At 64.7% G+C, this 24,929-nt stretch carries 22 protein-coding genes and 1 pseudogene; 19 read left to right on the forward strand and 4 right to left on the reverse strand.

Annotated elements, in window-relative coordinates; all coding sequences use genetic code 11:
- Positions 1-262: 262 nt before the first annotated feature.
- The 6 genes from IVA93_RS08020 (at position 263) to IVA93_RS08045 (ending at position 6,162) form a co-directional block, all read left to right on the forward strand.
- On the forward strand, positions 263-1,924 hold the full coding sequence (locus IVA93_RS08020) for a thiamine pyrophosphate-binding protein (RefSeq protein WP_018454012.1): 1,662 nt from the start codon (positions 263-265) through the stop codon (positions 1,922-1,924).
- A gap of 3 nt (positions 1,925-1,927) precedes the next feature.
- On the forward strand, positions 1,928-3,193 hold the full coding sequence (locus tag IVA93_RS08025; RefSeq protein ID WP_018454013.1) for an NAD(P)/FAD-dependent oxidoreductase: 1,266 nt from the start codon (positions 1,928-1,930) through the stop codon (positions 3,191-3,193).
- Between the two features lie 9 nt (positions 3,194-3,202).
- The gene (locus IVA93_RS08030; RefSeq protein ID WP_018454014.1) at positions 3,203-3,946 is read left to right on the forward strand and encodes an aspartate/glutamate racemase family protein; all 744 of its coding nucleotides are present in this window, start codon (positions 3,203-3,205) and stop codon (positions 3,944-3,946) included.
- Positions 3,947-4,200: 254 nt separating this feature from the next.
- Positions 4,201-4,740: a thiamine pyrophosphate-binding protein gene (locus IVA93_RS08035; RefSeq protein WP_018454015.1), complete on the forward strand. Its 540-nt coding sequence runs from the start codon at positions 4,201-4,203 to the stop codon at positions 4,738-4,740.
- Positions 4,740-5,324: a thiamine pyrophosphate-dependent enzyme gene (locus IVA93_RS08040; protein WP_026232652.1), complete on the forward strand. Its 585-nt coding sequence runs from the start codon at positions 4,740-4,742 to the stop codon at positions 5,322-5,324. Before IVA93_RS08035 ends, IVA93_RS08040 begins: the two co-directional genes overlap by 1 nt.
- 64 nt (positions 5,325-5,388) lie before the next feature.
- A complete protein-coding gene (locus IVA93_RS08045) occupies positions 5,389-6,162 on the forward strand; it encodes an SDR family NAD(P)-dependent oxidoreductase (RefSeq protein WP_018454017.1) in 774 nt (257 codons plus the stop codon).
- Between the two features lies 1 nt (position 6,163).
- Here IVA93_RS08045 and IVA93_RS08050 read toward each other — a convergent pair whose 3' ends face one another.
- The 3 genes from IVA93_RS08050 to IVA93_RS08060 are packed head-to-tail and all read right to left on the reverse strand — an operon-like array spanning position 6,164 to position 9,925.
- Complete coding sequence (locus tag IVA93_RS08050; protein ID WP_018454018.1) at positions 6,164-6,958, reverse strand: IclR family transcriptional regulator; 795 nt, start codon at positions 6,956-6,958, stop codon at positions 6,164-6,166.
- 17 nt (positions 6,959-6,975) lie between these two features.
- A complete protein-coding gene (locus tag IVA93_RS08055) occupies positions 6,976-8,703 on the reverse strand; it encodes an FAD-dependent oxidoreductase (protein ID WP_018454019.1) in 1,728 nt (575 codons plus the stop codon).
- 7 nt (positions 8,704-8,710) lie between these two features.
- A complete protein-coding gene (locus IVA93_RS08060) occupies positions 8,711-9,925 on the reverse strand; it encodes an ABC transporter substrate-binding protein (protein ID WP_026232653.1) in 1,215 nt (404 codons plus the stop codon).
- Positions 9,926-10,276: 351 nt separating this feature from the next.
- On the opposite strand from IVA93_RS08060, the pseudogene IVA93_RS08065 reads away from it, so the two are divergent.
- From IVA93_RS08065 to IVA93_RS08120, 13 genes and pseudogenes are all read left to right on the forward strand, one after another.
- Positions 10,277-11,578, forward strand: a pseudogene (locus IVA93_RS08065) (MFS transporter).
- Between the two features lie 195 nt (positions 11,579-11,773).
- On the forward strand, positions 11,774-13,123 hold the full coding sequence (locus tag IVA93_RS08070; RefSeq protein ID WP_018454023.1) for an ABC transporter substrate-binding protein: 1,350 nt from the start codon (positions 11,774-11,776) through the stop codon (positions 13,121-13,123).
- Between the two features lie 55 nt (positions 13,124-13,178).
- Complete coding sequence (locus IVA93_RS08075; RefSeq protein ID WP_018454024.1) at positions 13,179-14,096, forward strand: ABC transporter permease; 918 nt, start codon at positions 13,179-13,181, stop codon at positions 14,094-14,096.
- Positions 14,093-14,995, forward strand: a complete 903-nt coding sequence (locus IVA93_RS08080) for an ABC transporter permease (protein ID WP_018454025.1) — start codon at positions 14,093-14,095, stop codon at positions 14,993-14,995. Before IVA93_RS08075 ends, IVA93_RS08080 begins: the two co-directional genes overlap by 4 nt.
- Positions 14,996-15,003: 8 nt before the next feature.
- Positions 15,004-16,110 carry an ABC transporter ATP-binding protein gene (locus IVA93_RS08085; protein WP_247371827.1) on the forward strand — a complete coding sequence of 369 codons (1,107 nt, stop codon included), beginning with the start codon at positions 15,004-15,006 and terminating at the stop codon, positions 16,108-16,110.
- A 24-nt stretch (positions 16,111-16,134) separates the two neighbouring features.
- On the forward strand, positions 16,135-16,623 hold the full coding sequence (locus tag IVA93_RS08090) for a (2Fe-2S)-binding protein (protein WP_473296736.1): 489 nt from the start codon (positions 16,135-16,137) through the stop codon (positions 16,621-16,623).
- 2 nt (positions 16,624-16,625) lie between these two features.
- Entirely contained in the window at positions 16,626-19,013 is a 2,388-nt protein-coding gene (locus IVA93_RS08095) for a xanthine dehydrogenase family protein molybdopterin-binding subunit (RefSeq protein WP_018454028.1), read from the forward strand.
- A gap of 11 nt (positions 19,014-19,024) precedes the next feature.
- Entirely contained in the window at positions 19,025-19,822 is a 798-nt protein-coding gene (locus IVA93_RS08100; RefSeq protein WP_018454029.1) for an FAD binding domain-containing protein, read from the forward strand.
- A gap of 17 nt (positions 19,823-19,839) precedes the next feature.
- Positions 19,840-21,330, forward strand: coding sequence for an amidase (locus IVA93_RS08105; protein WP_026232654.1), 1,491 nt, complete (start codon positions 19,840-19,842; stop codon positions 21,328-21,330).
- Between the two features lie 240 nt (positions 21,331-21,570).
- Entirely contained in the window at positions 21,571-22,032 is a 462-nt protein-coding gene (locus IVA93_RS08110; RefSeq protein WP_018454031.1) for an Hsp20 family protein, read from the forward strand.
- 133 nt (positions 22,033-22,165) lie between these two features.
- Positions 22,166-22,501, forward strand: coding sequence for a hypothetical protein (locus tag IVA93_RS08115; RefSeq protein ID WP_018454032.1), 336 nt, complete (start codon positions 22,166-22,168; stop codon positions 22,499-22,501).
- Complete coding sequence (locus IVA93_RS40750; RefSeq protein ID WP_018454033.1) at positions 22,501-22,626, forward strand: hypothetical protein; 126 nt, start codon at positions 22,501-22,503, stop codon at positions 22,624-22,626. Before IVA93_RS08115 ends, IVA93_RS40750 begins: the two co-directional genes overlap by 1 nt.
- Before the next feature lie 27 nt (positions 22,627-22,653).
- Entirely contained in the window at positions 22,654-23,766 is a 1,113-nt protein-coding gene (locus tag IVA93_RS08120; protein ID WP_018454034.1) for a trypsin-like peptidase domain-containing protein, read from the forward strand.
- 105 nt (positions 23,767-23,871) lie between these two features.
- Here IVA93_RS08120 and IVA93_RS08125 read toward each other — a convergent pair whose 3' ends face one another.
- Positions 23,872-24,771 (reverse strand): LysR substrate-binding domain-containing protein, encoded by a 900-nt coding sequence (locus tag IVA93_RS08125; protein WP_018454035.1) that lies wholly within the window; start codon positions 24,769-24,771, stop codon positions 23,872-23,874.
- Between the last annotated feature and the right edge of the window lie 158 nt (positions 24,772-24,929).

Genomic DNA, 24,929 nt, shown 5'->3' on the forward strand with positions numbered 1-24,929 from the left:
CGGCCTCGCTGAGGTCGCGGTCGAATAGGGCACCAATCTGGTTCGGCCAGGTCGTCAACGAAGGCGTCGAAGCTCGCCACCTCTCGTCCGGCAAGCGGCTGCGACATGGGCTGCAGTGCAACCAGCAGGGGCGGGCATGACGCCTGCGCAGGGTGCGAGAAGCCTTTCGATCTTGCGCGCCCTGTCGGCCTGTCCTACGCCAGCTCCGAGCAAAATTTCGCGAAGCTGCGAAACGCATCGCCAAAGTCTTGAGGGAGCCGTCATGACCATTCGCAACGCCCGCACCGGGGGCCAGATCCTGATCGATCAGCTCGTCGCCCAGGGCGTCGAGCGCGTCACCTGCGTGCCGGGCGAGAGCTATCTGGCGGCGCTGGACGCGCTGCACGACAGCCCGATCGACGTCATGATCTGCCGCGCCGAAGGCGGTGCGGCGATGATGGCGGAAGCCTATGGCAAGCTCACCGGGCGTCCCGGCATCTGCTTCGTCACCCGCGGCCCCGGCGCCACCAATGCGAGCCACGGCGTCCACATCGCGATGCAGGATTCCACGCCGATGATCCTGTTCGTCGGTCAGGTCGACACCGGCATGCGCGAGCGCGAGGCGTTTCAGGAACTCGACTACAAGGCGGTGTTCGGCACCATGGCGAAATGGGCGGTCGAGATCGATCGTCCCGACCGGATTCCGGAGTTGGTCGCGCGCGCTTTCCGCGTCGCCATGCAGGGCCGCCCCGGTCCCGTGGTGATCTCGCTGCCCGAGAACATGCTGACCGAGACCGCAGCCGTTGCGGACGCCATGCGCATCGAGCCGGCGGTGAGCTGGCCGGCGCCTGCCGATATCGAGCGCGTCGGCGCCATGCTTGCGAGCGCCAAGGCGCCGCTCGTCATTCTTGGCGGCTCGCGCTGGACGGATGAAGCGACCCGGAGCATCGCGCGCTTTGCCGAGCGGTTCGACCTGCCGGTCGCGACCTCGTTCCGCCGGGCCTCGCTGATCGACGCCGATCACTCGCATTATGCCGGCGATCTCGGCATCGGGCCGAGCCCGGGCCTGAAGGCGCGCATCGACCACGCCGACGTCATTTTGCTGATCGGCGGCCGCATGTCGGAAATGCCGTCCTCATCCTACACGCTGCTCGACATTCCGACCCCGCGGCAGAAGCTGATCCACGTTCATCCCGGCTCGGAAGAGCTCGGCCGCATCTATCAGCCTGAGCTCGCGATCCAGGCCACGCCCGCCGCCTTCGCGGCCGCGGTCGAGACGCTGAAGCCGGCAGGCGCCGTTGCCTGGAAGGGCGAGGCCGCCAAGGCGCATGCCGACTATCTCGCCTGGACCGAAAAGGCGCGCGAGCTGCCGGGCACGTTCCAGTACGGCCAGGTCATGACCTGGCTGCGCGATCGCCTGCCCAAGGACGCGATCGTCTGCAACGGCGCCGGCAACTACGCCGGCTGGATCCATCGCCATCATCGCTTCCACAGCTTTGCCGCCCAGCTCGCGCCGACCTCGGGCTCGATGGGATATGGCGTGCCGGCGGCGGTGCTCGCGAAACGGCAATATCCGGATCGCACCGTTATCGCGTTCGCCGGCGACGGCTGCTTCCTGATGAACGGGCAGGAATTCGCGACTGCCGTGCAATACGATGCGCCGCTCGTCGTCATCATCGTCGACAATGCGCAATACGGCACCATCCGCATGCACCAGGAGCGCGACTATCCGGGACGCGTGGTCGGCACCCAGCTCAAGAACCCGGATTTTGCGATGTACGCAAAAGCGTTCGGCGGCCATGGCGAGCGCGTCGAGCGCACCGAAGAGTTCGCGCCGGCGTTCGAGCGTGCGCTCGCCTCGGGCAAGCCGTCGATCCTCCACTGCATCATCGATCCGCGCGCGATGTCGGTCGGCAAGGACTTCGCCCCTGCGGTGAAGGCTTAAGCGATGTCGGAGGGCCGCCACGTCGCCATCATGGGTGCCGGCGCGGTCGGCGTGATCAGCGCCATCGAGGCGCTGCGCGAGGGATATCGCGTCACGCTGATCGACGCCGGCGAGCCCGGTGGCGAACAGGCGGCGAGCTACGGCAATGCCGGCTGGCTCTCTTCGCATTCGGTAATCCCGCCGGCCGAGCCCGGCGTCTGGAAGAAGGTGCCGGGTTATCTGATGGATCCGCTGGGACCCCTCGCGATCCGCTGGTCTTATCTGCCGAAGGCGCTGCCCTGGTTGATCAAATATCTGCTCTCGGGCTGGACCGAAGCGCGGGTCGAGACGACGGCCTTTGCGCTGCGCGATCTCCTGAAGGACGCGCCGCTATTGCACAGGAAGCTCGCGGAGGAGGCGGGCGTCCCTGAATTGATCGAGCGTAACGGCGTGATGCATGTCTTTCCGTCGCGCGGCAATTTCGACGATGATCTCGGCTGGCGCGTGCGTAGGCGCGTCGGTGTCGAATGGCTGGAGCTTTCGGCCGACGAGATGCGTCAGCGCGAGCCTGATTTGCATCCGCGCTACACTTTCGGTGTGGTGGTGGAGGAAGCCGGTCGCTGCCGCGACCCGGGTGCCTATGTCGCCGCGCTCGCGCAGCATGCGCTGGCAAGCGGCGCCAAGCTCGTGCGGGCCAAGGCAATTGGGCTGAGGCTATCCGGCAACAAGCTCGTGGCTGTCCTGACCGAGACCGGCGAGATTGCGTGCGATGCCGCGGTGATTGCCGCCGGTGCGCATTCAAAGCGGCTCTCGGCGTCCATCGGCGATCCGCTGCCGCTTGAGACCGAGCGCGGCTATCACGTCATGATCGAGAATCCGGAATCGGGGCCGCGCAGCTCGATGATGGCCTCGGATGCGAAGATGGTGGTGAACTGGACCGACAAGGGTTTGCGCGCCGCCGGCACGGTCGAGATCGCCGGCCTCGAGGCCGCACCGAACTGGAAGCGCGCCGAGATTTTGCGCGACAACCTCTTCAGCATGTTCCCGAAACTGCCGACGGACATTCCGGCTTCGCGCATCAAGACCTGGTTCGGCCATCGGCCGAGCATGCCGGACGGCCGGCCCTGCATCGGTTACGCGCGGGCCTCGCGCGACGTTGTCTATGCCTTCGGCCACGGCCATATCGGCCTGGTCGGCTCGGCTCGCACTGGTCGTCTCGTCGCCCAGCTTCTAAGCGGCAAGCCGCCGGAAATTCCGCTTGCACCGTTTTCGCCCGATCGTTTTCTCTGAGATCGCATCATGACCGCTCCAGCCAATTCGTCCCCCCGAATCGCCCGCGGCGGCAAGGCCATCTATGGAGCGCCGCTCGGCATCCTGATGCTGGAGGCGCGCTTCCCCCGCATTCCCGGCGACATGGGCAACGGCACCACCTGGCCTTTCCCTGTGCTCTATCGCGTGGTGAGCGGTGCCTCGCCGGAGAAGGTGGTGCTGAAGGGCGCCGCCGGTCTGCTGCCTGATTTCATCGATGCGGCGAAGGATCTGGTGCGGCTCGGGGCCGAAGCCATCACCACCAACTGCGGCTTCCTCTCGCTGTTCCAGAAAGAGATCGCAGCTGCGGTCGGCGTTCCCGTCGCGACCTCGTCACTGATGCAGGTGCCGTGGGTGCAGGCGACCTTGCCGCCGGGCAAGCGCGTCGGCCTCGTCACGGTCTCCGGTGCGTCCTTGACGCCGGCTCATCTCGCAGGCGCCGGCGTGCCGCTCGATACGCCGCTGGTCGGCACCGAGCATGGCAAGGAATTCTTCCGCGTCCTGATCAAAGCCGAGAAGGACGACATGGACATCGCGCAGGCCGAACGTGACGTGGTCGAGGCCGGCAAGGAGCTGATCGCCAGGAACCCGGATGTCGGCGCGATCGTGCTGGAATGCACCAACATGCCGCCTTATGCAGCGGCGCTTCAGACCGAGGTCGGATTGCCCGTCTACGATATCTATTCCATGATCACCTGGTTTCATGCCGGGCTGCGGCCGCGCCAGTTTGGCTAGAGGTCGAGAAGTTGTCTATGACTCCTCTTCCTGCTCCCCGTGCGGGATACCCGTCACCCAAATGAGTTTGTATCTGTCAGCGGTGATGTCCTCTCCCGCAAGGGGAGAGGGCGCAGCCATGCGCATCGTGCGCTGTCCCACCGGCAGCGGAAGAGGCAGCTATACAATCCCTCGATACCTGATCGCGCCAGACGGTCAGAGCTTTGGCGCCTGAACATCGCTAGAGTGCCTCTCGAAATCCACGGAGACCAGCGGTGCACAGCCTTCAATCCAATCCCGACACGCGCGCAGACGATTGGCCGTCCGAGCTCTACCGCATCCTGAAAACCGCCGACGTGCGGCAGATGTCCTACGTTCCCGATGCCGGTCACAGCCAGCTCATCCGCCTGTTCTCCGCCGACCGCGACGTCACCACCAACGTGCTGACGACGGAAGAGGAGGGCGTCGCCATCGCCGCAGGCGCCTGGCTCGGCGGCCAGCGTAGCGTGCTCTTGATGCAGTCGAGCGGGGTCGGCAATTGCATCAACATGCTGTCGCTGTCGGCGATCGGACGATTTCCACTGCTGATGCTGGTGACGATGCGCGGCGAATGGGCCGAGTTCAATCCCTGGCAGGTGCCGATGAGCCGTGCGACGCAGCCCTCGCTGGAAGCGATTGGTTTGAAGGTGATGCGCGCGGAGACGGCGGAGGATCTGGTCGAGACCGTGGAATCGGCCGCAGCGCTCGCCTACGATTCCGATCAGCAGATCGCGGTGCTGATCGGGCAACGCCTGATCGGCAAGAAGAAGTGGTGATGCCAATGCAAGCTCAGCTCGACCGCCGCGCCGCCGTCGCCGCGCTCCTGAAGAATCGCAAGGACACGCTGGTCGTGTCCGGCCTCGGCTCGCCGACCTATGATCTTCATTCGGTCGGCGACCATGACGGCAATTTCTATCTCTGGGGCGCCATGGGCGGCGCCGCGCTGATCGGGCTTGGCCTCGCGCAAGCCCAGCCGGGAAAGCGCGTCCTCGCTTTGACCGGGGATGGCGAGCAATTGATGGGCCTCGGCGGCATCGCCACCATCGGCGTCGCGCGCCCGCGCAATCTCGACATCGTCGTGATCGACAACCAGCATTTTGGCGAGACCGGTATGCAGGCCAGCCACACCGGGCGCGGCGTCGATCTCACTGCGATCGCTGTGGCCTGCGGCTTTGCCGCGACCGGGACCGTGCGGACGCTCGAGGAGGTGGAACGTCTGGCGACGCAGCTCGACGAGCCGGCCGATGGCCCGCGCCTTGTTGTCATCAAGGTTCTGGCCGAAAATCCGCCGCGCTCGCTACCCTCGCGCGATGCCGTCTTTATCAAGAATCGGTTCCGTGCTCATCTTAGCTTCGCGTAGGTCTGAGCCGGGTTTCTCGCCCGGCGACAGTCTGCTGTCGAAGCAGCTACTCTGGAGTGAGACCATGAAACTATCCGGCAAGGTCGCCGCCATCACCGGCGCGGCGCGCGGTATCGGCAAGGCTTGCGCAAAGCGATTCCTGGACGACGGCGTCAAGGTCGTCATCTCGGATGTCGATGCCGAGGGCTTGGCCGCGACGGCCGCCGAACTCGCGCGACCGGATGCCTTGCGCACTGTCGTCGGCAATGTCGCAAAGCGTGCCGATGTCGACCAGCTGGTCGCAACTGCCGCAAAAGAGTTCGGCCGGCTCGACATCATGGTCAACAATGCCGGCGTCGCTCGCAACCGGGACCTCCTGGAGATCTCCGAAGAAGAATTCGATGAGATCATCGGCATCAACCTGAAGGGCGCGTTCTTCGGCGTGCAGGCGGCGGCGAAGCAGATGATCGCGCAAGGCGGCGCCGGGGTCGTCATCAACATGTCCTCGGTCAATGCACTGCTGGCAATCCCGGCGCTTGCGACCTACGCCATGTCCAAGGGCGGCATGAAGCAGCTCACCTCGGTCGCTGCCGTCGCACTCGCTCCGCACAATATTCGTGTCGTCGCGGTCGGGCCGGGCACGATTCTGACCGACATGGTGGCATCGTCCATCTACACCTCGGAAGATGCCCGCAAGACCGTGATGTCACGCACGCCGGCCGGCCGTGGCGGCGAGCCGAGCGAAGTTGCCTCCGTCGTCGCGTTTCTTGCGAGTGACGATGCGTCCTACATCACGGGGCAGACGATCTATCCAGATGGTGGGCGGTTGATTCTGAATTACACGGTGCCGGTGAAGTAGATCACTCCGCCGCAGCCGTCATCCCGTGACCCAGTCGTTTCGAAATGCCGCCCGCGCAATCGCGTAGCGCATGGGCGATCGGGCTGTCCCAGCGCGCGTCAAAAGTGCCTTCCGGCCCCATCGCGGTGATTACCAGCGCGACATGGCCGGAATGGTCGAACACCGGCGCAGAGAATGCGTTGACGCCGGGCAGGGGGTCGCCGAGCGCGCGGGCGAGGCCGTGCTTGCGGACCTCTGTGAGCATCTCAGTGACCTTCGCGCCTTTCACAGCGCGCTTCGGATTATAGCCGACGCCGTAACGATCGAGGCCGCTTTCGAGTGCGGCGTTGATCGTCTTTTCCGGCAGGAAGGCCGCAAAGGCCCGGCCCGTGGCCGTCTCCAGCAGCGCCATCACCGAACCGGCGCGCATCACGATGTGAACGGGCTGGCCGGGTTCTTCGAGCTGCACCACGGTGGGGCCGTGCGTGCCCCAGACCGCGAGCGAGACCGCATGCCCGATCTGGGTTGCGAGCGCCGCGATCTTCGGTCCTGCGATGCGTACGCCGGACAGTCGGCGCAGGCTGATCAGGCCGAGCTCCAGCGCCAGTGCGCCGATCTCGTAACGGCCGGTGGTCTCGTCCTGCTCGATCAGGCCGATGCGGGAGAAGCTGGCGAGATAGGGATGCGCCTTGGCCGGCGTCATGCCGGCCTCGCGTGCAAGATCGCGCAGCATCATCGGCTCGCCGCTGCGGGCGAGGGCGCGGAGCAATTCGCCGCCGACCTCGATCGACTGGATGCCGCGGCTTTCTCTCTTCATGCGCTTCCTGGCGTGGCTTACGCCGCGTTGCGCTTGGCGGCGCTGTCGGCGAGGTGACGGCCGGCAATGTAGCCGAAGGTCAGCGCCGGCCCAAGCGTGATGCCGGCGCCCGGATAATTGCCGCCCATGATGCTCGCCATGTCGTTGCCGGCGGCATAGAGCCCGGGAATCACCCGTCCCTCCGCATCGAGCGCCCGCGCGTTCTCGTCGGTGACGATGCCGGCATAGGTGCCGAGATCGCCGACCACCATCTTGATGGCGTAGAACGGGCCGTTCTCGATCGGCGCGACGCAGGGGTTCGGGCCGTGCAGCGCATCGCCCTGGTAGCGGTTATAGGCCTTCGAGCCCTTGCCGAAGGCGGCATCGTGCCCGTGTGGTGCGGTCGCATTGAACTGCTTGACGGTCTCGACGAACGCCATGGTGTCGATGCCCGCCTTTGCCGCGAGCGCCTCCAGCGTCTCTCCGCGCATGAGATAGCCGGTCGTGAGGTGATGACCCAGCGGCATCGGGAACGGCGGCACGCAGCCGAGGCCGTATTTGCGCAGGGTCTGGTGATCGCAGACCAGATACGCCGCGATCTCCTCGCCGGGTTTCGCCGCCTTGACCATGGCCTGGACGAAGTCGTGATAGGAATTGCCCTCATTGGCAAAGCGCTTGCCGTCACGCATCACCGCGATCACGCCGGGTTTGGCGCGGTCGATGAAATGCGGCATCACGCCGTGTGAGCCGTCCTTGCGCTTGGTGACCGAGACCGGGACCCAGGCTGCCGCGTTCGGCAGCCTGTCCTCGACATGTCCGCCGGCGCGTTCTGCGAGCCGCAGCCCATCGCCGGTGTTGCCGGTCGGTCCCGGCGAAAAATGCTCGTTCCCGGTCGGCGCGTGCGGGAACATCTTCTTGCGCCGTTCGACATCATGCGGGAAACCGCCGCAGGCGAGCACGACGCCTTGTCTCGCACGAATGCGGACGTCGCGTCCGTCGCGGGCGACAATGGCGCCCGTGACAGTGCCGTTCTCGACAGTGAGCTCGCGCACCGGCGAGGACAGCCACATCGGTATCTTCAGGTCCTGGGCCGATTTTGCCAGGCGCCCGGCGAGCGCATTGCCGTTGGTCAGCGTCATGCCGCGGCCATAGCGCAGCACGTCCATCAGATGCCGCGACAGGCGCTTTGCGACATAGACCGCCGAGGTTAGGGACTTCGTCGCGCGCATGAAATGGACGATGTCCTTGCCGGATCCGAGCATCATGCCGAATACGGTCAGCTCGGGCAGCGGCGTGCCGAGGGCCTTGATCCGGTCGCCGAGTTCGCGGCCGTCGAACGGGCGCGCCACCATCGAACGACCACCTTGGGCGCCGCCGGGCGCCTCGGCGTGGTAGTCCGGGAACACCAGCGGCATGTCGAAACGGAGCGCCGTCTTGCTGGTGAAAAAATCGATCGCCTCGGGCCCGGCGCTCAGGAATGCATCGACGCGCGCGGCGTCAAAGTTGTTGCCGGCTTCGTGCCGCAGGTAAGTCCGCGCCTGCTCCGGTGTCTCCTCGATGCCGTAGGCCTTGGCCAGCGAGGTACCGGGAATCCAGAGCCAGCCGCCGGAGCGGGCGGTGGTGCCTCCGAAGCGCGGCTCCTTCTCGACGATCAGCACGTCGAGGCCGCGATAGCGCGCGGTGATGGCGGCCGACATGCCGGAGCAGCCCGATCCGGCCACGAGCACATCGCACTCGTAAGTCTCGTTGCGCTCGTTGCCGGTCATGCAGGCCTCACTTCTTGAGCAACGGACATTTCGACTCGGAGACCGGGCGGAAGGCGTCCTCGCCCTTCACCGTCTTGATGATCTCCAAATAATCCCACGGTTCCTTGGACTGCTCGGGTGTTTTCACCTTGGCGAGATACATGTCGCGAATGACGCGGCCGTCCTCGCGCAAGCGTCCGCCATGAACGAATGTATCCTCGATCGGCAGCTCGCGCATCTTGGCCATCGCCTTGGCGGGATCATCGGTGCCGGCGGCCTTGATGGCCTTGAGATAATGCAGCACCGAGCCGTAGACGCCGGTCTGAATCATGGTCGGCATCACCTTGGTGCGCTCGTAGAATTTCCGCGACCATGCGCGGGTCGCCTCGTCCATGTTCCAGTACGAGGCCGTGGTCATGTAGGTACCCTGCGCGGATTTGAGGCCGATCGCGTGGACATCGGTGTCGAACATCAGGAGGCCGACCAGCTTCTGGCCACCCTGCACCAGGCCGAACTCGCCGGACTGCTTGATGGCATTGTCGGTGTCCTGGCCCGCATTGGCGAAAGCGACGACGTCCGATTTCGAGCTTTGCGCCTGGAGTGCAAAGGACGAGAAATCGGCCGTATTGGTGGGGTGCTTCACGCCGCCCAAAACCTTGCCGCCCATCTCGTTGATGAAGCGCGTGGCATCCTTCTCGAGCTGCTGCCCGAAGGCGTAGTCGGCGCTGATGAAGTACCAGGATTTTCCGCCTTCCTTGATCACGGCGGAGGCCGTCACCTTCGACAGCGCGTAGGTATCGTAGGTGAAGTGCACGGTGTTCGGGCTGCAAAGCTCGTCGGTCAGCGAACTCGCGCCGGGCCCGGAGAGCAGCGCAATCTTGTTGCGCTCGCGCACCATATTGTGGACGGCGATCGCGATGCCGGAATTGGGGATGTCGACGACGGCATCGACCTTGCCGTTGTCGAACCAGCCGCGCACAATCTGCACGCCAACATCGGTCTTCATCTGGTGATCGGCGCTGATGATCTCGATCGGCTTGCCGAGCACGGTGGGCCCGAATTCCTCCAAGGCCATTTTCGCGGCCTCCACGGAGCCCGGCCCGCTGTTGTCGCGGCCCCAGCTCGACAGATCCGTCAGCACGCCGATCCGCACGGCGTCGTCGGAGATTTGCGCGTTCGCAACGGTGGTCATGGCAGCCGAAGTCATGGCCGCGAGCATGGCGCAGGCCAAAAACCCTCTCATCGTCGTTCCCTCTCGTTTATGGGCGCGCTTGGCGCGGCCGGTTATTGTGGCAGCAAATTAGATATTAGCGAATAAGTTTGTCAATGGACAATAAAGGCTCCGCGTCGCCCCGGCTAAGGCCGGGACCCATACCGCGTGATCTCTCGAAGTCGGGCGGTCGCAGTACCGGAGCGCCGGTCTTTGCCAAACTCCTCCCTGTAATTATGGGTCCCGGCCTTCGCCGGGCGACGGTGAGGAGGCAGTTGCGCGAAAATCTCGCATTGTGATCTTGGGAGAACTAACACTTCCGCAAGTTGCAACAGCCACAACGATTGGCCATCATGTCGCCCAGGAATCTTGGGGCGGATGGCAATGACGGCAACATCGGGAGTCTCCGCTGCGGCGGAGAAATCGACGACGGCGCATGTGGTGTGGGCAGCCGCGCTCGGCACCGCGATCGAGTGGTACGACTTCCTGATCTACGGCACGGCGGCGGCGCTCGTGCTGAACAAGCTGTTCTTCCCGAGTTTCGATCCCATGGTCGGCACGCTGGCGGCGTTCTCGACCTATGCGGTCGGCTTTGTCGCGCGGCCGATCGGCGGTGCGATCATCGGGCATTACGGCGACCGGCTCGGCCGCAAGAAGATGCTGGTCGCGACCATGTTCGCGATGGGACTGGGCACGTTCCTGATCGGTTGCCTGCCGACCTACAGCCAGATCGGCGTCTGGGCGCCAATCTTCCTCGTCATTTTGCGCTTCGTCCAGGGCATCGGGCTCGGTGGGGAGTGGAGCGGCGCGGTGGTCATGGTGGCCGAGCACGCCGGCAACCGCCGCGGCTTTTACGGAAGTCTGGTGCAGATCGGCTTCCCCGTCGGCGTCGCCGCGTCCACCGGCATTTTCGGTCTGATGACGCAGCTGCCCGAAGCGGACTTCCTGAGCTGGGGCTGGCGCGTGCCGTTTCTGATCAGCATCCTGCTCGTCGGTGTCGGCTTCATCGTGCGGCTGAAACTCGCGGAGACGCCGCACTTCAAGGAGGTGCTCGAGCGCAAGGAGGTGCTGGCGCAGCCGGTGCTGGAAGTCCTGCGCCGCGACTGGCGCAGCTTCCTGCTGGCGATCGGCATCACGGTGTCCGAAGTCGGGCTCGCTTATCTCCTCACTGTTTTCACCGTGGTCTATGCCACGACGCAGCTCGGCCTGCCGCGGCAGGTGATCCTGAATGCGGTGGTCTATGCCGCGCTCGTCGAGCTCGCGACGCTGCCGCTCGCCGGCTGGTTGTCCGACATCTTCGGCCGCTAGGCGCTGTATCTCGCCGGTGGCGTGTTTTCGGTGGCGCTGGCGTTTCCGTTGTTCTGGTTCCTCGAAACCAGGGAGCCGGCGCTGATCACGCTCGCGCTCGTCGTGACGATGACACTGACGCATGCGCTGTTGTTCGGGCCGAAGGCGGCCTTCATGCCGGAGCTGTTCCGTACCCAGGTGCGCTATAGCGGCGCATCGCTGGGAGCCAACGTTGCCGCCGCGCTCAGTGGCGGCTTCTCGCCGCTGATTGCGACGGCACTGCTTGCATGGGCCGCCTCGTACCGGCCGGTGTCGGTGTATATCATCGCACTGTCGGTCATCACCATCATCGCAACGTTGATAGCGCCGGAGACCGCGCGGGACTCGCTCAGGTCCTGAGGGCCGCCTTCATCTTATGCGCGTTGCCAAAAGCCGGTGCAGCGGGGCGAATCATTAGCCGCGTTTATGCAGCGAATTTTTACTTCCAATTTTACTTCACGACATCCCGCCCATAGCCTCCCTCGCAATTGATCACATCCGCAGCCGGTCAATGGCGACCGGTGCGCACGTTCATTGTAGCCAACGAGGGTTGCCATGCTTGACAGGGACAAGGGGACATCCACTGCCAATCCGGCGGGGACGAGCGACAAGTCTGCGAAAAAGCTGAGCAGGCGCACGCTGTTGAAGGGCGCCGCGGCGGTGGCCGGCGCGGCTGCAGGATCGGACGCGATCCGCGGATTCCCAACCATCTGGGCGCAGGAGATCAAGGACATCGAGCTGCGCCATGTCGGCGTGTCCTATTCGGTGGTGAAGGCGATCGGTGACCAGGCGGCCAAGGATCTCGGCTTCAAGGTGACGATGCAGAACCTCGACACTTCCGCCGCCATCAACCGCTTCATAAGCCAGCCAAATACGGTCGATATCGCCGATCTCGAGGGCTGGCAGGCCAAGCTCGCTGCCAAGCGCGGCGTGATCCAGGGCATCGAGGTCAAGAAGGTCAAGGAGTTCGACAACATCCTGCCGATCTTTACCAAGGGCGAGATCGACGGTCACAAGATCCCGCGCCAGGGCATCTCGCCCTACGAGGCCATGTATATCGCCAAGCCCGATTCGACCGATTTGAGCGACGGCGTGACCGAATGGGCGACCTTCCTGCCGCAGGTCTACAACGCCGACTCCATCGGCTATCGCCCCGACCTCGTCGGCCATGAAGTCACGGAATGGAAGGATCTGATCGATCCGAAATTCAAAGGCAAGGCCGCGATCCTCGACGTGCCCGCGATCGGCATCATGGACGCCGCGCTCTGCTTCGAAAGCGCCGGGCTGATCAAGTACGGAAACAAAGGCAACATGACCAAGGAGGAGATCGACTTCACCTGCAACAAGCTGATCGAGCTCAAGAAGCAGGGCCAGTTCCGCGCGACCTGGACCACCTTCGACCAGTCGGTGCAGCTGATGGCGGCGGGCGAAGTGGTCATCCAGTCGATGTGGTCGCCGGCGGTTGCCGCGGTACGCGTGAAGGAAATCCCCTGCGTCTACGCGCCGGTCAACATCAAGAACGGAAAGGAAGGCTATCGCGGCTGGTGCAACGGCATGGGCCTGATGAAACATCTCTCCGGCAAGAAGCTGGACGCGGCCTACGAATATCTCAACTGGTATCTGTCGGGCTGGCAGGGCGGTTTCGTCGCGCGCTACGGCTATTACAGCCCGGTCCCCTCGACTGCGAAGAAATTCCTCACGGCGGCCGAATGGGCGTTCTGGTACGAGGGCCAGCCCGCGCCCGAGGTGGTCAACGACCCCTATGGCGTGCCGATGGAGAAGAGCGGCACCAAGCGTGACGGCGGCTCGTTCCTCGACCGCGTCAAGAACATCTCCTGCTGGAACACGCTGATGGACGAAGCCGCCTACATGAACAAGCGCTGGAACGACTTCAAGGTGGCCTGAAACCTGCTTTCCCTGACGTGAACGAAGCGCCGGCGCGGCGATGCGCCTGTGCCAAATGACCGACTTCGAGGCGTTTGCCGACATGAAGCCAAGTCTTAGTCCAGCTCAAACCCCACCACGCGCAAATCTCGCCGGCTGGCTCTACGTGTCGCCGCTCGTGCTGGTGCTTGTACCGTTCTTCGTGGCGCCGATCCTGGTCGTGCTGGCCGCGAGCTTCTTCGCCACCGACGGCTTCGGCGGGCTGACGCCGGGCTTCACGCTCGCAAGCTATGTCGAGGTGCTGCATTCGGCGCTGACGCTGAAGCTGTATCTGGCGACGATCAAGTTCACGTTGCTGACCTGGATCCTCACGCTGATCATCGGCTTCTTCGTCGCATACTTCCTGGTTTTCCACGTCCGCAACCAACTACTGGCGATTGGCCTGTTCCTGCTCTGCACGGTGCCGTTCTGGACCTCGAACATCATCCGGATGATTTCCTGGATTCCGCTGCTCGGCAAGGAAGGCCTGATCAACCAGGCGCTGCTGGGACTCGGTGTGATCCGCCAGCCGGTTGAGGTGCTGCTGTTCTCCGACCTTGCGGTGGTCATCGCCTATGTCCATCAGCTCACCATTTTCATGATCGTGCCGATCTTCAATTCCATGGCACGGATCGACAAGAAGCTGATCGAGGCCGCGATCGATGCCGGCGCCAGTCGTTTCGACATCATGCGGCTGATCGTGGTGCCGATGTCCAAGAGCGGCATCGCCCTCGGCACCATCTTCGTCGTCTCGATCGTGATGGGCGATTTCTTCGTGGTCAAGGTGATGTCCGGCGGCGGCTCGGCCTCTGTGGTCAGCGCCTTCTACGAGGATGTCGGCGTGCTGCAATATCCGACCGCGGCGGCGAGCGCAGTATTGCTGACGCTGGTGCTGGTCGCGATCGTCTCGCTGATCCTGCGCACGGTCGACATCAGGCAGGAGATCACGCGATGAGTGCGGTTCTCGCCGACATGCCCAAGGCTGATGTGTCAAAGGCGATCGCGCCGGTGACAAAGGCGATTGCGCCGAGCAAGGGCGGTCGGCCGTGGACGTTCTATGTTCTGGCGACACTGTTCGCGTTCTATGTGATTGCGCTGTACGGCCCGATGTTCTGTATCTACGTCCTGTCGTTCCAGGACATCCGTGGCGGCCTCGTGTTCCCGATGAAGGGCACTTCGCTGCACTGGTTCGTCGATCTCTTCACCCAAGTGCGGACCGGCGACGTCAAGGGCTCGTTCGATCGTTCGATCAAGCTCGCGATCATCGTCACTATCATCACGGTGGTGGTGTCGTTCCTGGCCGGGCTCGGTTTTCGCAAGCGCTTTCGCGGCGACACCGTCGTGTTCTACATGATGATCGGCAGCCTGGTCGCACCGGGACTCGTGCTCGGCCTCGGTACCGGTCTGTTGTTCCAGGCCCTCGGCCTCAATGCGAGCTGGTACACCTCGGCGCTCGGCGCGCAACTGTCATGGACGCTGCCGTTCGGCGTGCTCGTGATGTTCGCGGTGATGTCGCGCTTCAACCACGTCTGGGAGGAGGCGGCCTACGACCTCGGCGCCAGCCGTTGGCAGTCGATCCGGCTGGTGATGATCCCGGTGCTGGCACCCGGCCTGGTGGCGGTCGCGCTGTTCGGCTTCACGCTCTCCTACGACGAGTTCGCCCGCAGCCTCCAGACCGCGGGCTCGCTCAACACGCTGCCGCTGGAGATCTGGAGCATGACGCTGAACGTCACCTCGCCTTCGCTCTATGCGCTCGGCACCGTGACCACCATCGTCTCCTTCATTGTCATCGGCGCGAGCCTGGGCAGCATCGTGCTGATCCAGAAGAAGCGCGGCAGCAGCACAAAGGGTTGAGCTGGGAAATGAAGAGCGATCGCGGCGATATCGAACTGGCTGGCGTCTGCAAGAGCTTTGACGGAGTCGGCAATGTGGTCGACGGCGTCAACCTCAAGATCGCCGACGGCGCCTATTGCTGCTTCATCGGCCCCTCCGGCTGCGGCAAGACCACGATACTGCGCATGATCGCCGGCCACGAGGACCCGACCGCCGGCGAGATCGTGATCGGCGGCCAGAACGTCGTCGGGCTCGCGCCGGTGCAGCGGCGCACCGCGATGATGTTTCAGTCCTACGCGTTGTTCCCGCATCTCACCGTGCGCGAGAACATCGCCTTTGCGCTCCGCGTGCGCGGCATGTCGAAGGCCGATCGCCTCCGCGCAGCCGATGCCATGATCGAGAAGGTGCATCTGACGCAATTCGCCGACCGCCTTCCAGCGCAGCTCTCCGGCGGCCAGCAGCAGCGCGTGGCGCTGGCGCGTGCCGCGATCACCGAGCCGAGGGTCCTGTTGCTCGACGAGCCGCTGTCCGCCCTCGACGAGCAGCTCCGCGTGCAGATGCGCCAGGAGCTCAGGCGGATGCAGCAGGAGCTCGGCATCACCTTCATCCACGTCACCCACACCCAGCTCGAGGCGATCGCGCTCGCCGATCTCGTGGTGGTGATGGAGCAGGGCAGAATCAAGCAGGCGGGCGCGGGGCGCGACGTCTATGCCCATCCGCACGATCGTTACGTCGCCGAGTTCATGGGCGGGCAGAACGTGCTGTCGGGGCGGGTCGAGAAGGTCAACGGTTCGACCTTTACGCTCGCGCAGGCCGCGCCTGACGGCATCGAGGTCCCGCTTCAGGCGCGGCCCACGGTCAGCGTCGGCGACAAGATCGACATCGCCGTGCGCCGCGACGATGTCGCGCTGGTCCGGCCGGGCAGGGAGCTGCCGCCGGGCTGCTCCACCTCGCTGCCGAGTCGCGTGCTCGCGATCGAATACCAGGGCTATTTCGTCAAGGTCATGCTCGACACCGTGCCGGACGACGCGTTCGTGGCCTACGTGCCGGAAAAGACTTTCTTCGCGGATCCCTTCACCGTCGGCGATGTCGTGATGGCCACATGGGCCACCGGCAGCGCGCTTCCACTCGCCTAAAGACCCGTCGCGCACAGGAGTATGATCGTGCAGATATCCTTCACACTCAACGGACGGCCGACAACTGTGGATGTCGAACCGGCGACGCTGGTCGCCGAGCTGCTGCGCGAGCGGCTCAACCTCACCGGCACCCATATCGGCTGTGACACCAGCCAGTGCGGCGCCTGTGTCGTGCACCTCGACGGCCTGCCGGTGAAGAGCTGTACGCTGCTTGCGCCCGCGCTCGACGGTGCGACGCTGCTCACCATCGAGGGCCTGCAAGGTGCGCCGGGTTCGAACCGGCTGCATCCGATGCAAGAGGCATTTCGCGAGCATCACGGTCTGCAATGCGGCTTTTGCACACCCGGCATGCTGATGACGGCGGTGGCGCTCGCGGCCGAGAAGCCGAACCTGACGGAGGCCGACGTCCGTCACGGCCTCGAAGGCAATATCTGCCGCTGCACCGGCTATCAGAACATCGTCATCTCGGTCATGGCAGGCGCCGCCGCCATGAACGCGGCCAAGGGAGAGTGACCATGGGCCATGTGATCGGGATCGGCGCTTCACCTAAACGGAAAGAGGACCAGCGCTTCCTCACCGGACGCGGCAGTTACGTCTCCGACATCAAGCGTCCGGGCATGACCGCGGGTGTGTTCGTGCGCTCGCCGCACGGACACGCGATCCTGCGCGGCATCGACAAGAGTGCGGCCCTGGCATCGCCCGGCGTCATCGCGGTGCTGACCGGCGAGGATGCCGCCGCCGACAAGCTGGGCTCGCTGCCCTGCGGCTGGGGTATCTCGGATGCCAAGGGCGTGCCGATGAAGGAGCCGCCGTTCCCGATGCTGGCGCAGGGCAAGGTGCGCTTCGTCGGCGACATGGTGGCCTTCGTCGTCGCGGAGACGCCGGCGCAGGCCGGCGCGGCAGCCGAGCTGCTGACAGTCGATTACGAGGTGCTGCCCTCGGTGGTCGGCGTGCTCGAAGCCGTGCGGCCCGGCGCGCCGCAACTGTTCGACGACGTTCCGAACAACATCTGTTGCGATTGGGAGCTCGGCGACAAGGCAGCGGTCGAGACCGCCTTCCGGAAGGCGGCCCATGTCGCAAAGCTCAGCCTCGTCAACAACCGGCTGATCGGCAACCCGATGGAGCCGCGCGCGGCGATCGCCGAATACGAGCCCGGCACGGATCGCTTCACGCTTTGGACCACCAGCCAGTTCCCGCATGTCGTGCGCTTCCTGATGGGCGCGCTGGTGCTGAACATTCCGCAGCACAAGCTGCGCGTGGTCGCGCCCGATGTCGGCGGCGGCTTTGGCGTCAAGCAGTTCCACTACGGCGAAGAGGCCGTGATTACCTGGGCCGCCAAGCGCGTGATGCGGCCGATCAAATGGGTCGCGAGCCGGTCGGAAGGCTACGTCTCCGATCGCCACGGCCGCGATCACGTCACCGAGGCCGAACTCGCACTGGACGAGACCGGAAAGTTTCTGGCCTTCCGTGTCAACACGCTCGCCAATATGGGCGGCTATCTCTCGACCTTCGGACCGAACATCCCGACCAATCTCTACGGACCGTTGCTCGGCGGCGTCTACACCACGCCGGCAATCTACTGCAACGTGAAGGTGGTGTTCACCAACACCGTTCCGGTCGACGCCTATCGCGGCGCAGGCCGGCCCGAGGCGACCTTCGTGCTGGAGCGCATCGTCGACGTCGCAGCCAGCGAGATGGGCATCGACCGCGTCGAGATCCGCCGACGCAACATGATCCCAAAGGAGGCTTATCCGTACCAGACGCCGGTGCTGGTGCAGTACGATTCCGGCGATCCGATGGGGTGTCTCGACGGCGCTCTTGTCGCGGCCGACGTCAAGAATTTCGGTATCCGCAAGGCGGAGTCGGCGCGCAGGGGCAAATTCCGCGGGCTCGGCTACTCGACCTATGTCGAGGCCTGCGGCCTCGCGCCGTCGCGCTTCGCGGGACGATTGGGCGCGCGTGGCGGGCTTTATGAGAGTGCCACGGTGCGGGTGCATCCGACCGGCCAGGTCACGGTGATGATCGGCACGCATAATCACGGCCAGGGCCACGAGACGACGTTCGCGCAGATCGTCTCGGAAAAACTCGGCGTCGCTTTTGACAATGTCGACATCGTGTTCGGCGATACCGATCGCGTGCAGTTTGGCATGGGTACCTATGGCTCGCGATCGCTGGTGGTCGGCGGCGCGGCGCTGTCGAAGGCGACGGACAAGGTGGTCGCGAAAGGCAAGAAGATCGCGGCGCATCTGCTTGAAGCGGCCGAAGTGGATATCCAGTTCGAGGCCGGAAAATTCTCGGTCGCGGGCACCGACCGCATGAGGACGTTCGAGGAGATCGCGGGCGCCGCCTACGTGCCGCACGACTATCCGCTCGAAGTGCTGGAGCCGGGGCTCGAAGAGCAGGCTTATTATGATCCCGTCAACTTCACCTATCCCGGCGGCTGCCACATTGCCGAGGTCGAGATCGACCCGGAGACCGGCACGGTGACGCTGGTCAATTACACCGCGGTGGACGACGTCGGCACTGTCATCAACCCGATGATCGTGGAGGGCCAGTTGCACGGCGGCATCGTGCAGGGCGTCGGTCAGGCGCTGTACGAGAACGCGGTCTATGACGAGGGCTCGGGCCAGCTGCTATCGGGCTCGCTGATGGACTATTGCATGCCGCGCGCCGACCACATGCCGATGATGAACGTCGCGACCCATTCGACGCTGTGTACGCACACGCCGATGGGCGTGAAGGGCTGCGGCGAGGTCGGCACCATCGGTTCGCCGGCCGCCGTCATCAACGCGGTGGTCGATGCGCTGTCGCATCTCGGCGTCACCCATGTCGACATGCCGGCAACGCCGAACCGGATCTGGCGCCTGCTGCAGAACGCGTCGCTGCCGGTCGCTGCGGAATAGGGAGGATGACAATGAAGCCGTTTGCCTATCACCAGCCGGACCGGATTCCCGACGCTGCCAAACTGCTGACCTCGATCGAAGACAGCAAGCTCCTCGCCGGCGGCATGACGCTGATCCCGACGCTGAAGCAGCGGCTCGCCAGTCCGCCAGCCCTAGTCGACCTGTCGAGGCTCGGAGATCTGAAGGGCATCACCAACGACGGCGGCACCATCACCATCGGTGCAATGACGCCACATGCCATTGTGACAGCCTCGAAGCTGGTGCAGACGAAGATCCCGGGTCTCGCCGCGCTGGCCTCGATGATCGGCGATCCCGCCGTACGCATCCGCGGCACTATCGGTGGCTCCGTCGCGAACAACGATCCGTCGGCCGATTATCCGGCAGGTGTGCTCGGATTGGGCGCGACCGTCGTCACCAGCACGCGCGAGATCGCGGCCGACGGGTTCTTCCGTGGTCTGTTCGAGACCGCGCTTGAACCTGGCGAGATCATCACGGCGATCCGCTTTCCCGTGCCGCTCAGGGCGGGCTACGCCAAGTTCAAGGCGCCGGCGTCGCGCTATGCGCTGGTCGGCGTGTTCGTCGCGAAATTCGCCGATGGTGTTCGCGTGGCCGTGACCGGCGCGGGCTCCGGCGTATTCCGCGTTCCCCCGATGGAAGAAGCACTGTCGCGAAATTTCGATCCGTCCGCGATCGCGGCGATCAGGATCGACACCGACGGTCTCACCTCCGATATCCACGCCGAAGCCGACTACCGTGCACATCTCGTCACGGTCATGGCCAAGCGCGCCGTCGACGCGGCGCTCAGCTAGCTCTTTTAGGGTTGATGATGACTGATGGTTCCGGCCGAACGGCCTTCCCGCCGGTGCCGACTGGCCTTGGCTCGCTTTCCGCAACCGAGATCCTGGCCGGCTACCGGCGCAAGGCGTTCACTCCGCGCGATGTCGTCGACGACACCATTGCCGCACTGGAGGCGACGAACGAGGCCTGCAACGCGGTGGTGACGCCGATGTACGGGCAGGCGAGGGCGGAGGCCGACCGTCTCACCAGGGAGATGCGCGCCGGCGAGACCAAGGGAGCGCTCGCCGGTGTCCCCGTCACGATCAAGGACCTGGTCTTTGTCGCGGGCGTGCCGGCCTATGGCGGCTCACCGATGAACAAGGCGTTCGTGCCCGATGTCGACGCGGCGGTTGTCTCAGCGCTGAAGGAAGCGGGTGCGATCGTCACCTGCAAGACCACGACCTGCGAGTCCGGTTACAAGTTGACGGCGGACAGCCCGGTCACCGGCACCACGCGCAATCCCTGGAACCCGGGTCGCACCAGTGGCGGATCGAGCGGCGGCGCGGCGGCGGGCGTTGCCGCCGGCTGCGGTCCGATCGCGATCGGAACCGATGGGGTCGGCTCGATCCGCGTGCCCTCGTCCTTCTGCGGTGTGTTTGGCCTGAAGCCGACCTTTGGCCTGGTGCCCCGTTCGCCCGGCTTCTCGCCACCGTCCTGGGGCTCGCTCGCGCATACCGGGCCGATTACGCGCACGGTCGCGGATGCCGCGCTGACGCTGGAGATCATCGCTGCTTACGATCTGCGCGATCCCGCAAGCCTGCCGGTGACGGCGCGTCGGTTCGATACGAAGGCCGCGCCGTTGAACGGCATTCGCATCGGCGCCAGCGTCGATCTCGGCTACGCCGCGGTCAGCCCCGATGTGCGCGCGGCGTTCGGCAAGGGGCTGGCCATTCTCGATGCCTGCGGCGCGCAGGTCACCATGGATGGTCCGGGCCTCGATCCCGGGATCCTGGAGCACACGCTGAAGCCGATCGCCTTTACCGAACAGGCGGGCGCGGTCTCGAGCAAGACCACGGCCGATCTCGCCAGCTCCGAAGCAGATTATCTTGACGTCATCAGTGCCGGCAGGCGCTACAGCGGCACGGACTATATCGAAGCAGGGTATCGCCGCGCCCAGGCTCGCAGCAGCTTCCTGAAGCTGTTCGAGCGAGTCGATGCGCTGGTGACGCCGACCGTCGCGGTGACCGCGTTCGAGGCCGGCCGCCTCGGCGTCGACACGATCGACGGCGGCAAGGTCGATCCGCATCTCGGCTGGTCGCCCTTCACCTGGCCGATCAATCTCGCCGGCCTTCCGGCCGCGACGCTGCCCTGCGGCTTCGATCGCGATGGGCTGCCGATCGGCTTGCAGATCGTCGCTCCCTGGCTCGACGAGCCCATGATCTTCCGCATCGCCGCTGCGTTCGAAGCGGCCCAGCCATGGGCGGCGTTCTGGCCACAGCTGGCGTTGCGCGAACCGGATCGTGCCCGCGCGAAGGCGTGAGCCGAACCCGGCCTGGAGCGGGCCGGCCGCGTCCTGCCGGTCGGCCTCTGCGCCCGAAAAATTTTTCGAGGGGCCCTCTTGAAGTCGACTTGCGTTCTTCTAAATCATTTTCGCCGCGAGAGCGGTGTGCCGGGTGCCCGCGAGGGGCCCGGAGCGGGCGCCGGGCCGGTGTCTTTGGACCCGTCTAAAACCCTGTCCTGCGCTCCTTCGTATCCATCTTGCTCTTTGGAGGACTTGGTTATGAGGACCACGTTTGACTTCGCGCCCCTGTGGCGCTCCACCGTCGGCTTCGATCATCTGGCCGGTCTCGTCGACAGCGCGCTGCGCCAGGCGAGCGAAGACAACTATCCCCCCTATAACATCGAACGCTCCGGCGAAGATCACTACCGGATCAGCCTCGCAGTGGCGGGCTTTGGCGTCAACGATATCACGGTGACGGCCGAACAGAATGCGCTGACCGTCGAGGGCAAGAAGCCCGAAGGTGCGACGGGCGAATATCTGTACCAGGGTATCGCCGCACGGCCGTTCCGGCGCGTGTTCAACCTGGCCGATTATGTCCAGGTGAAGCAGGCGTCCTTCCAGGACGGCCTCTTGATCATCGACCTCGTCCGTGAGGTTCCGGAAGCGATGAAGCCGCGCCGGATCCAGATCGCGGGCGCGGCCTCTCCTGCAACTCAGATCGAGCAGAAGAAAGCAGCCTAAGCGCTCGATCGAGGGGAATGGTGGAACGCGGCGCTCAGATATGCGCGCCGCGCTCCCACATGCATGAGAGAACGGCCATTCGATCATCAGCACATCCATCCCTTCGAAAGGAGCGTCAGGGGAGGCCCAACCGATGACAAACGTGAATACGAATTCCGGAAATCTCAACCCGCTGTTTCATCCCGCGGTTCACTACGGTTCGCCCGCGGATGTCCTGAATGCAAAGGAGCTCTCCACGCCGGAGAAGCGGATCATTCTGTCGTCATGGGCGTCCGACATGTACGCCGTCGAATCCTGTCCCGCTTTGCGTGAAATTCCCGGCATGAACCGTACGATTCGGCTCGCCGATATTCTCGCGGCCCTGCGCCGGCTCGACGGCGACAATGACGACGACGACCCGCCGCGCGGCGGCGGTGTCCCGATGCGCTTGCGGCGGCCTTGGGCCGCCGCAGAACGGCGAGGCGCGTGATGCTCACGCAGGCCGTTCTTGCTCTGGTGCTGGTCGGCCAGGTCTCCGCGGCCTGGGCCATTCCATTTCTAGCCTTGCAAGGCTGGCTCGACGTGCCGCCAGACAAACGTGAAGCGGCCCTCTGATTTCAATCTCAGACGATGCGACTGGTCATGAAGACGATTGCTATGCGTTCGTTCTCGCTTGCGTTGCTGGTGCTGATACTGACGGCGTCACATCCCGCCGCAGGCCAGATCCCCGATCTGAAGCCGGGCGGCTCGGTGCCGACTTTGGCGCCTCTGGTTCGGCAGGTGACGCCGGCGGTGGTCAACATCTCGGTGCACGGCCGGGTACGCGAGGACAATCCGCTCTATCGTGACCCGCTGTTCCGCGAATTCTTCGACGTTCCGAGGCAGATCGAGAAGGAAGTCAGCGCGACCGGCTCCGGCGTGATCGTCGATGCCCGGAGCGGCTACGTGCTGACCAACAACCACGTGGTCGAAGGCACCTCCGCCCTCCAGATCACGACCAAGGACGGCCGGCAGTTTTCCGCAAAGGTCGTCGGCCGCGACTCGCCGACGGACGTCGCCGTGCTCCAGATCCAGAATCCGACCGGACTGAAGGCGCTTCCCCTCGGTGACAGCGACGCACTGGAAGTCGGGGACTTCGTGCTCGCGATCGGCAATCCCTTCGGCCTCGGCCAGACGGTGACGTCGGGCCTCGTCAGCGCCCTAGGCCGAACCGGCCTCGGCAAGCAGGGTTATGAAGACTTCATTCAGACCGACGCCGCTATCAATCCCGGCAATTCCGGCGGCGCGCTGGTCAGCCTGCAGGGCGAACTGGTCGGCATAAATTCGGCCATCATCTCGCCCGCTGGCGGCAATGTCGGTATTGGCTTTGCCATTCCCGTCAACATGGCGCGCAAGGTGATGGAGCAGATCATCGCCACCGGCAGGGTCGAGCGCGGTCGCATCGGCATTTCGCTGAAGGACCTCCACCCGTCCGTCAACAAGGGACGCACCGAAGGCGCGCTCATCGCCGAAGTTGCCGCGGATTCGCCGGCCGAGAAGGCTGGCCTGCACAAGGGCGACATTGTCACCACGGCGGAGGGCCGCCCGATCCGCACCGCCGCGCAGCTGCGCAATACCATTGGTCTTGCGCGGGTCGGCGACGAGGTGAAGCTCGCTCTGCTGCGCAACGGCACACCGCTCACGGTCCTCGTCCGAGTGGCTCCAGCAACCGAGCCGCGCAATGCCAATGCAGGAAGCAACCGCCTCGTTCGCTAGGCCAATCAAAGAGGATATCACCGCAGCAAGCCGGTCGCTCTTTGTCTGCGATCGTGGACCCGGGACGCAGTTTGGGACGACCACTGCGCGAACGTCCGGATGGCTTTATCCCAGCTCGATCGGCTCGCCGCGGCCGCTGAGCTCCTCGTCGAGGCGCAGATAGTGCGCGAGATAGTCGTGCAAGGCGGTCGCCGCCTTCGAGGTCGCGCCGCTCGACTTGTAAAGCAGCAGCTCGATCTTCGGCAGCGGCGGCAGGCCCTCGTTCGGGCCGATCTCGCGCATCGCCGGCACCAGCGCGCTGCGGCCGAGTACGGTCACGGCCATGCCGGCGAAGGCCGCCGCCTGGAGGCCGCCGACGCTTTCGCTGACGCAGGCGATGCGCCAGCGCAGATTCGCACGTTCCAGCGTGTCAATCGCGTAGTCGCGATAGATGTTGCCGGGCGGCAGCAACGCCAGCGGGATAGGCCGTTCCTGGTGCGCGGAGGACTGCTCGCCGGTCATCCAGACCAGTTGCTCGCGCCGTACCACCTGGCCGCCCGTAAAATCGTTCATGCGGGTGACGAGCGCGATGTCGACATCGCCGCGCTTGACGAGGCCCACCAGCGGCGTCGAGAGCGCGCAATTGAGCTCGACCTGGACGCGCGGGAATGATTTTCGGAACACGCTGAGGATCTGCGGCAGCATGAAGGCGGCATAGAGGTCGGGCGTGCCGAGCACGACCTGACCCTCGATCTCCTGTGACGCCAGCTGCGAAATCAATTCGTCATGCAACCTCAGGATGGATTTGGCGTAGGTGAGAACCGTGGTGCCGTCCTCGCTCAGCGTGAGCCGGCGCCCGACATGCTCGAACAATTGCTTGCCGGTGAGCTCCTCCAGCCGCTGCAATTGCAGAGTGATCGCCGGCTGAGTGCGGCCCAGCCGCCGCGCGGTCTCGGTGATGCTGCCGGTCTCGACCACGGAGATCAGCGACCGGAGCATGCGGATATCGAGGCTGATGAGGTTCATGCGGCGTCCATGTCGCCCAGAATTTATGCAAGTTCCATGCTAGGGCGAAAGGGAGCGGGTTTCGGAAGGCTCGGCTGCAGCCGGCCTGTTCTCAATTAGACGACCTGCCGGTCCAGCATTGCTGGCATACTGAATATTGATTATCAGGCGGCTCGGCG

It is taken from the genome of Bradyrhizobium sp. 155, assembly GCF_023101105.1.
GTDB lineage: Bacteria > Pseudomonadota > Alphaproteobacteria > Rhizobiales > Xanthobacteraceae > Bradyrhizobium > Bradyrhizobium canariense_D.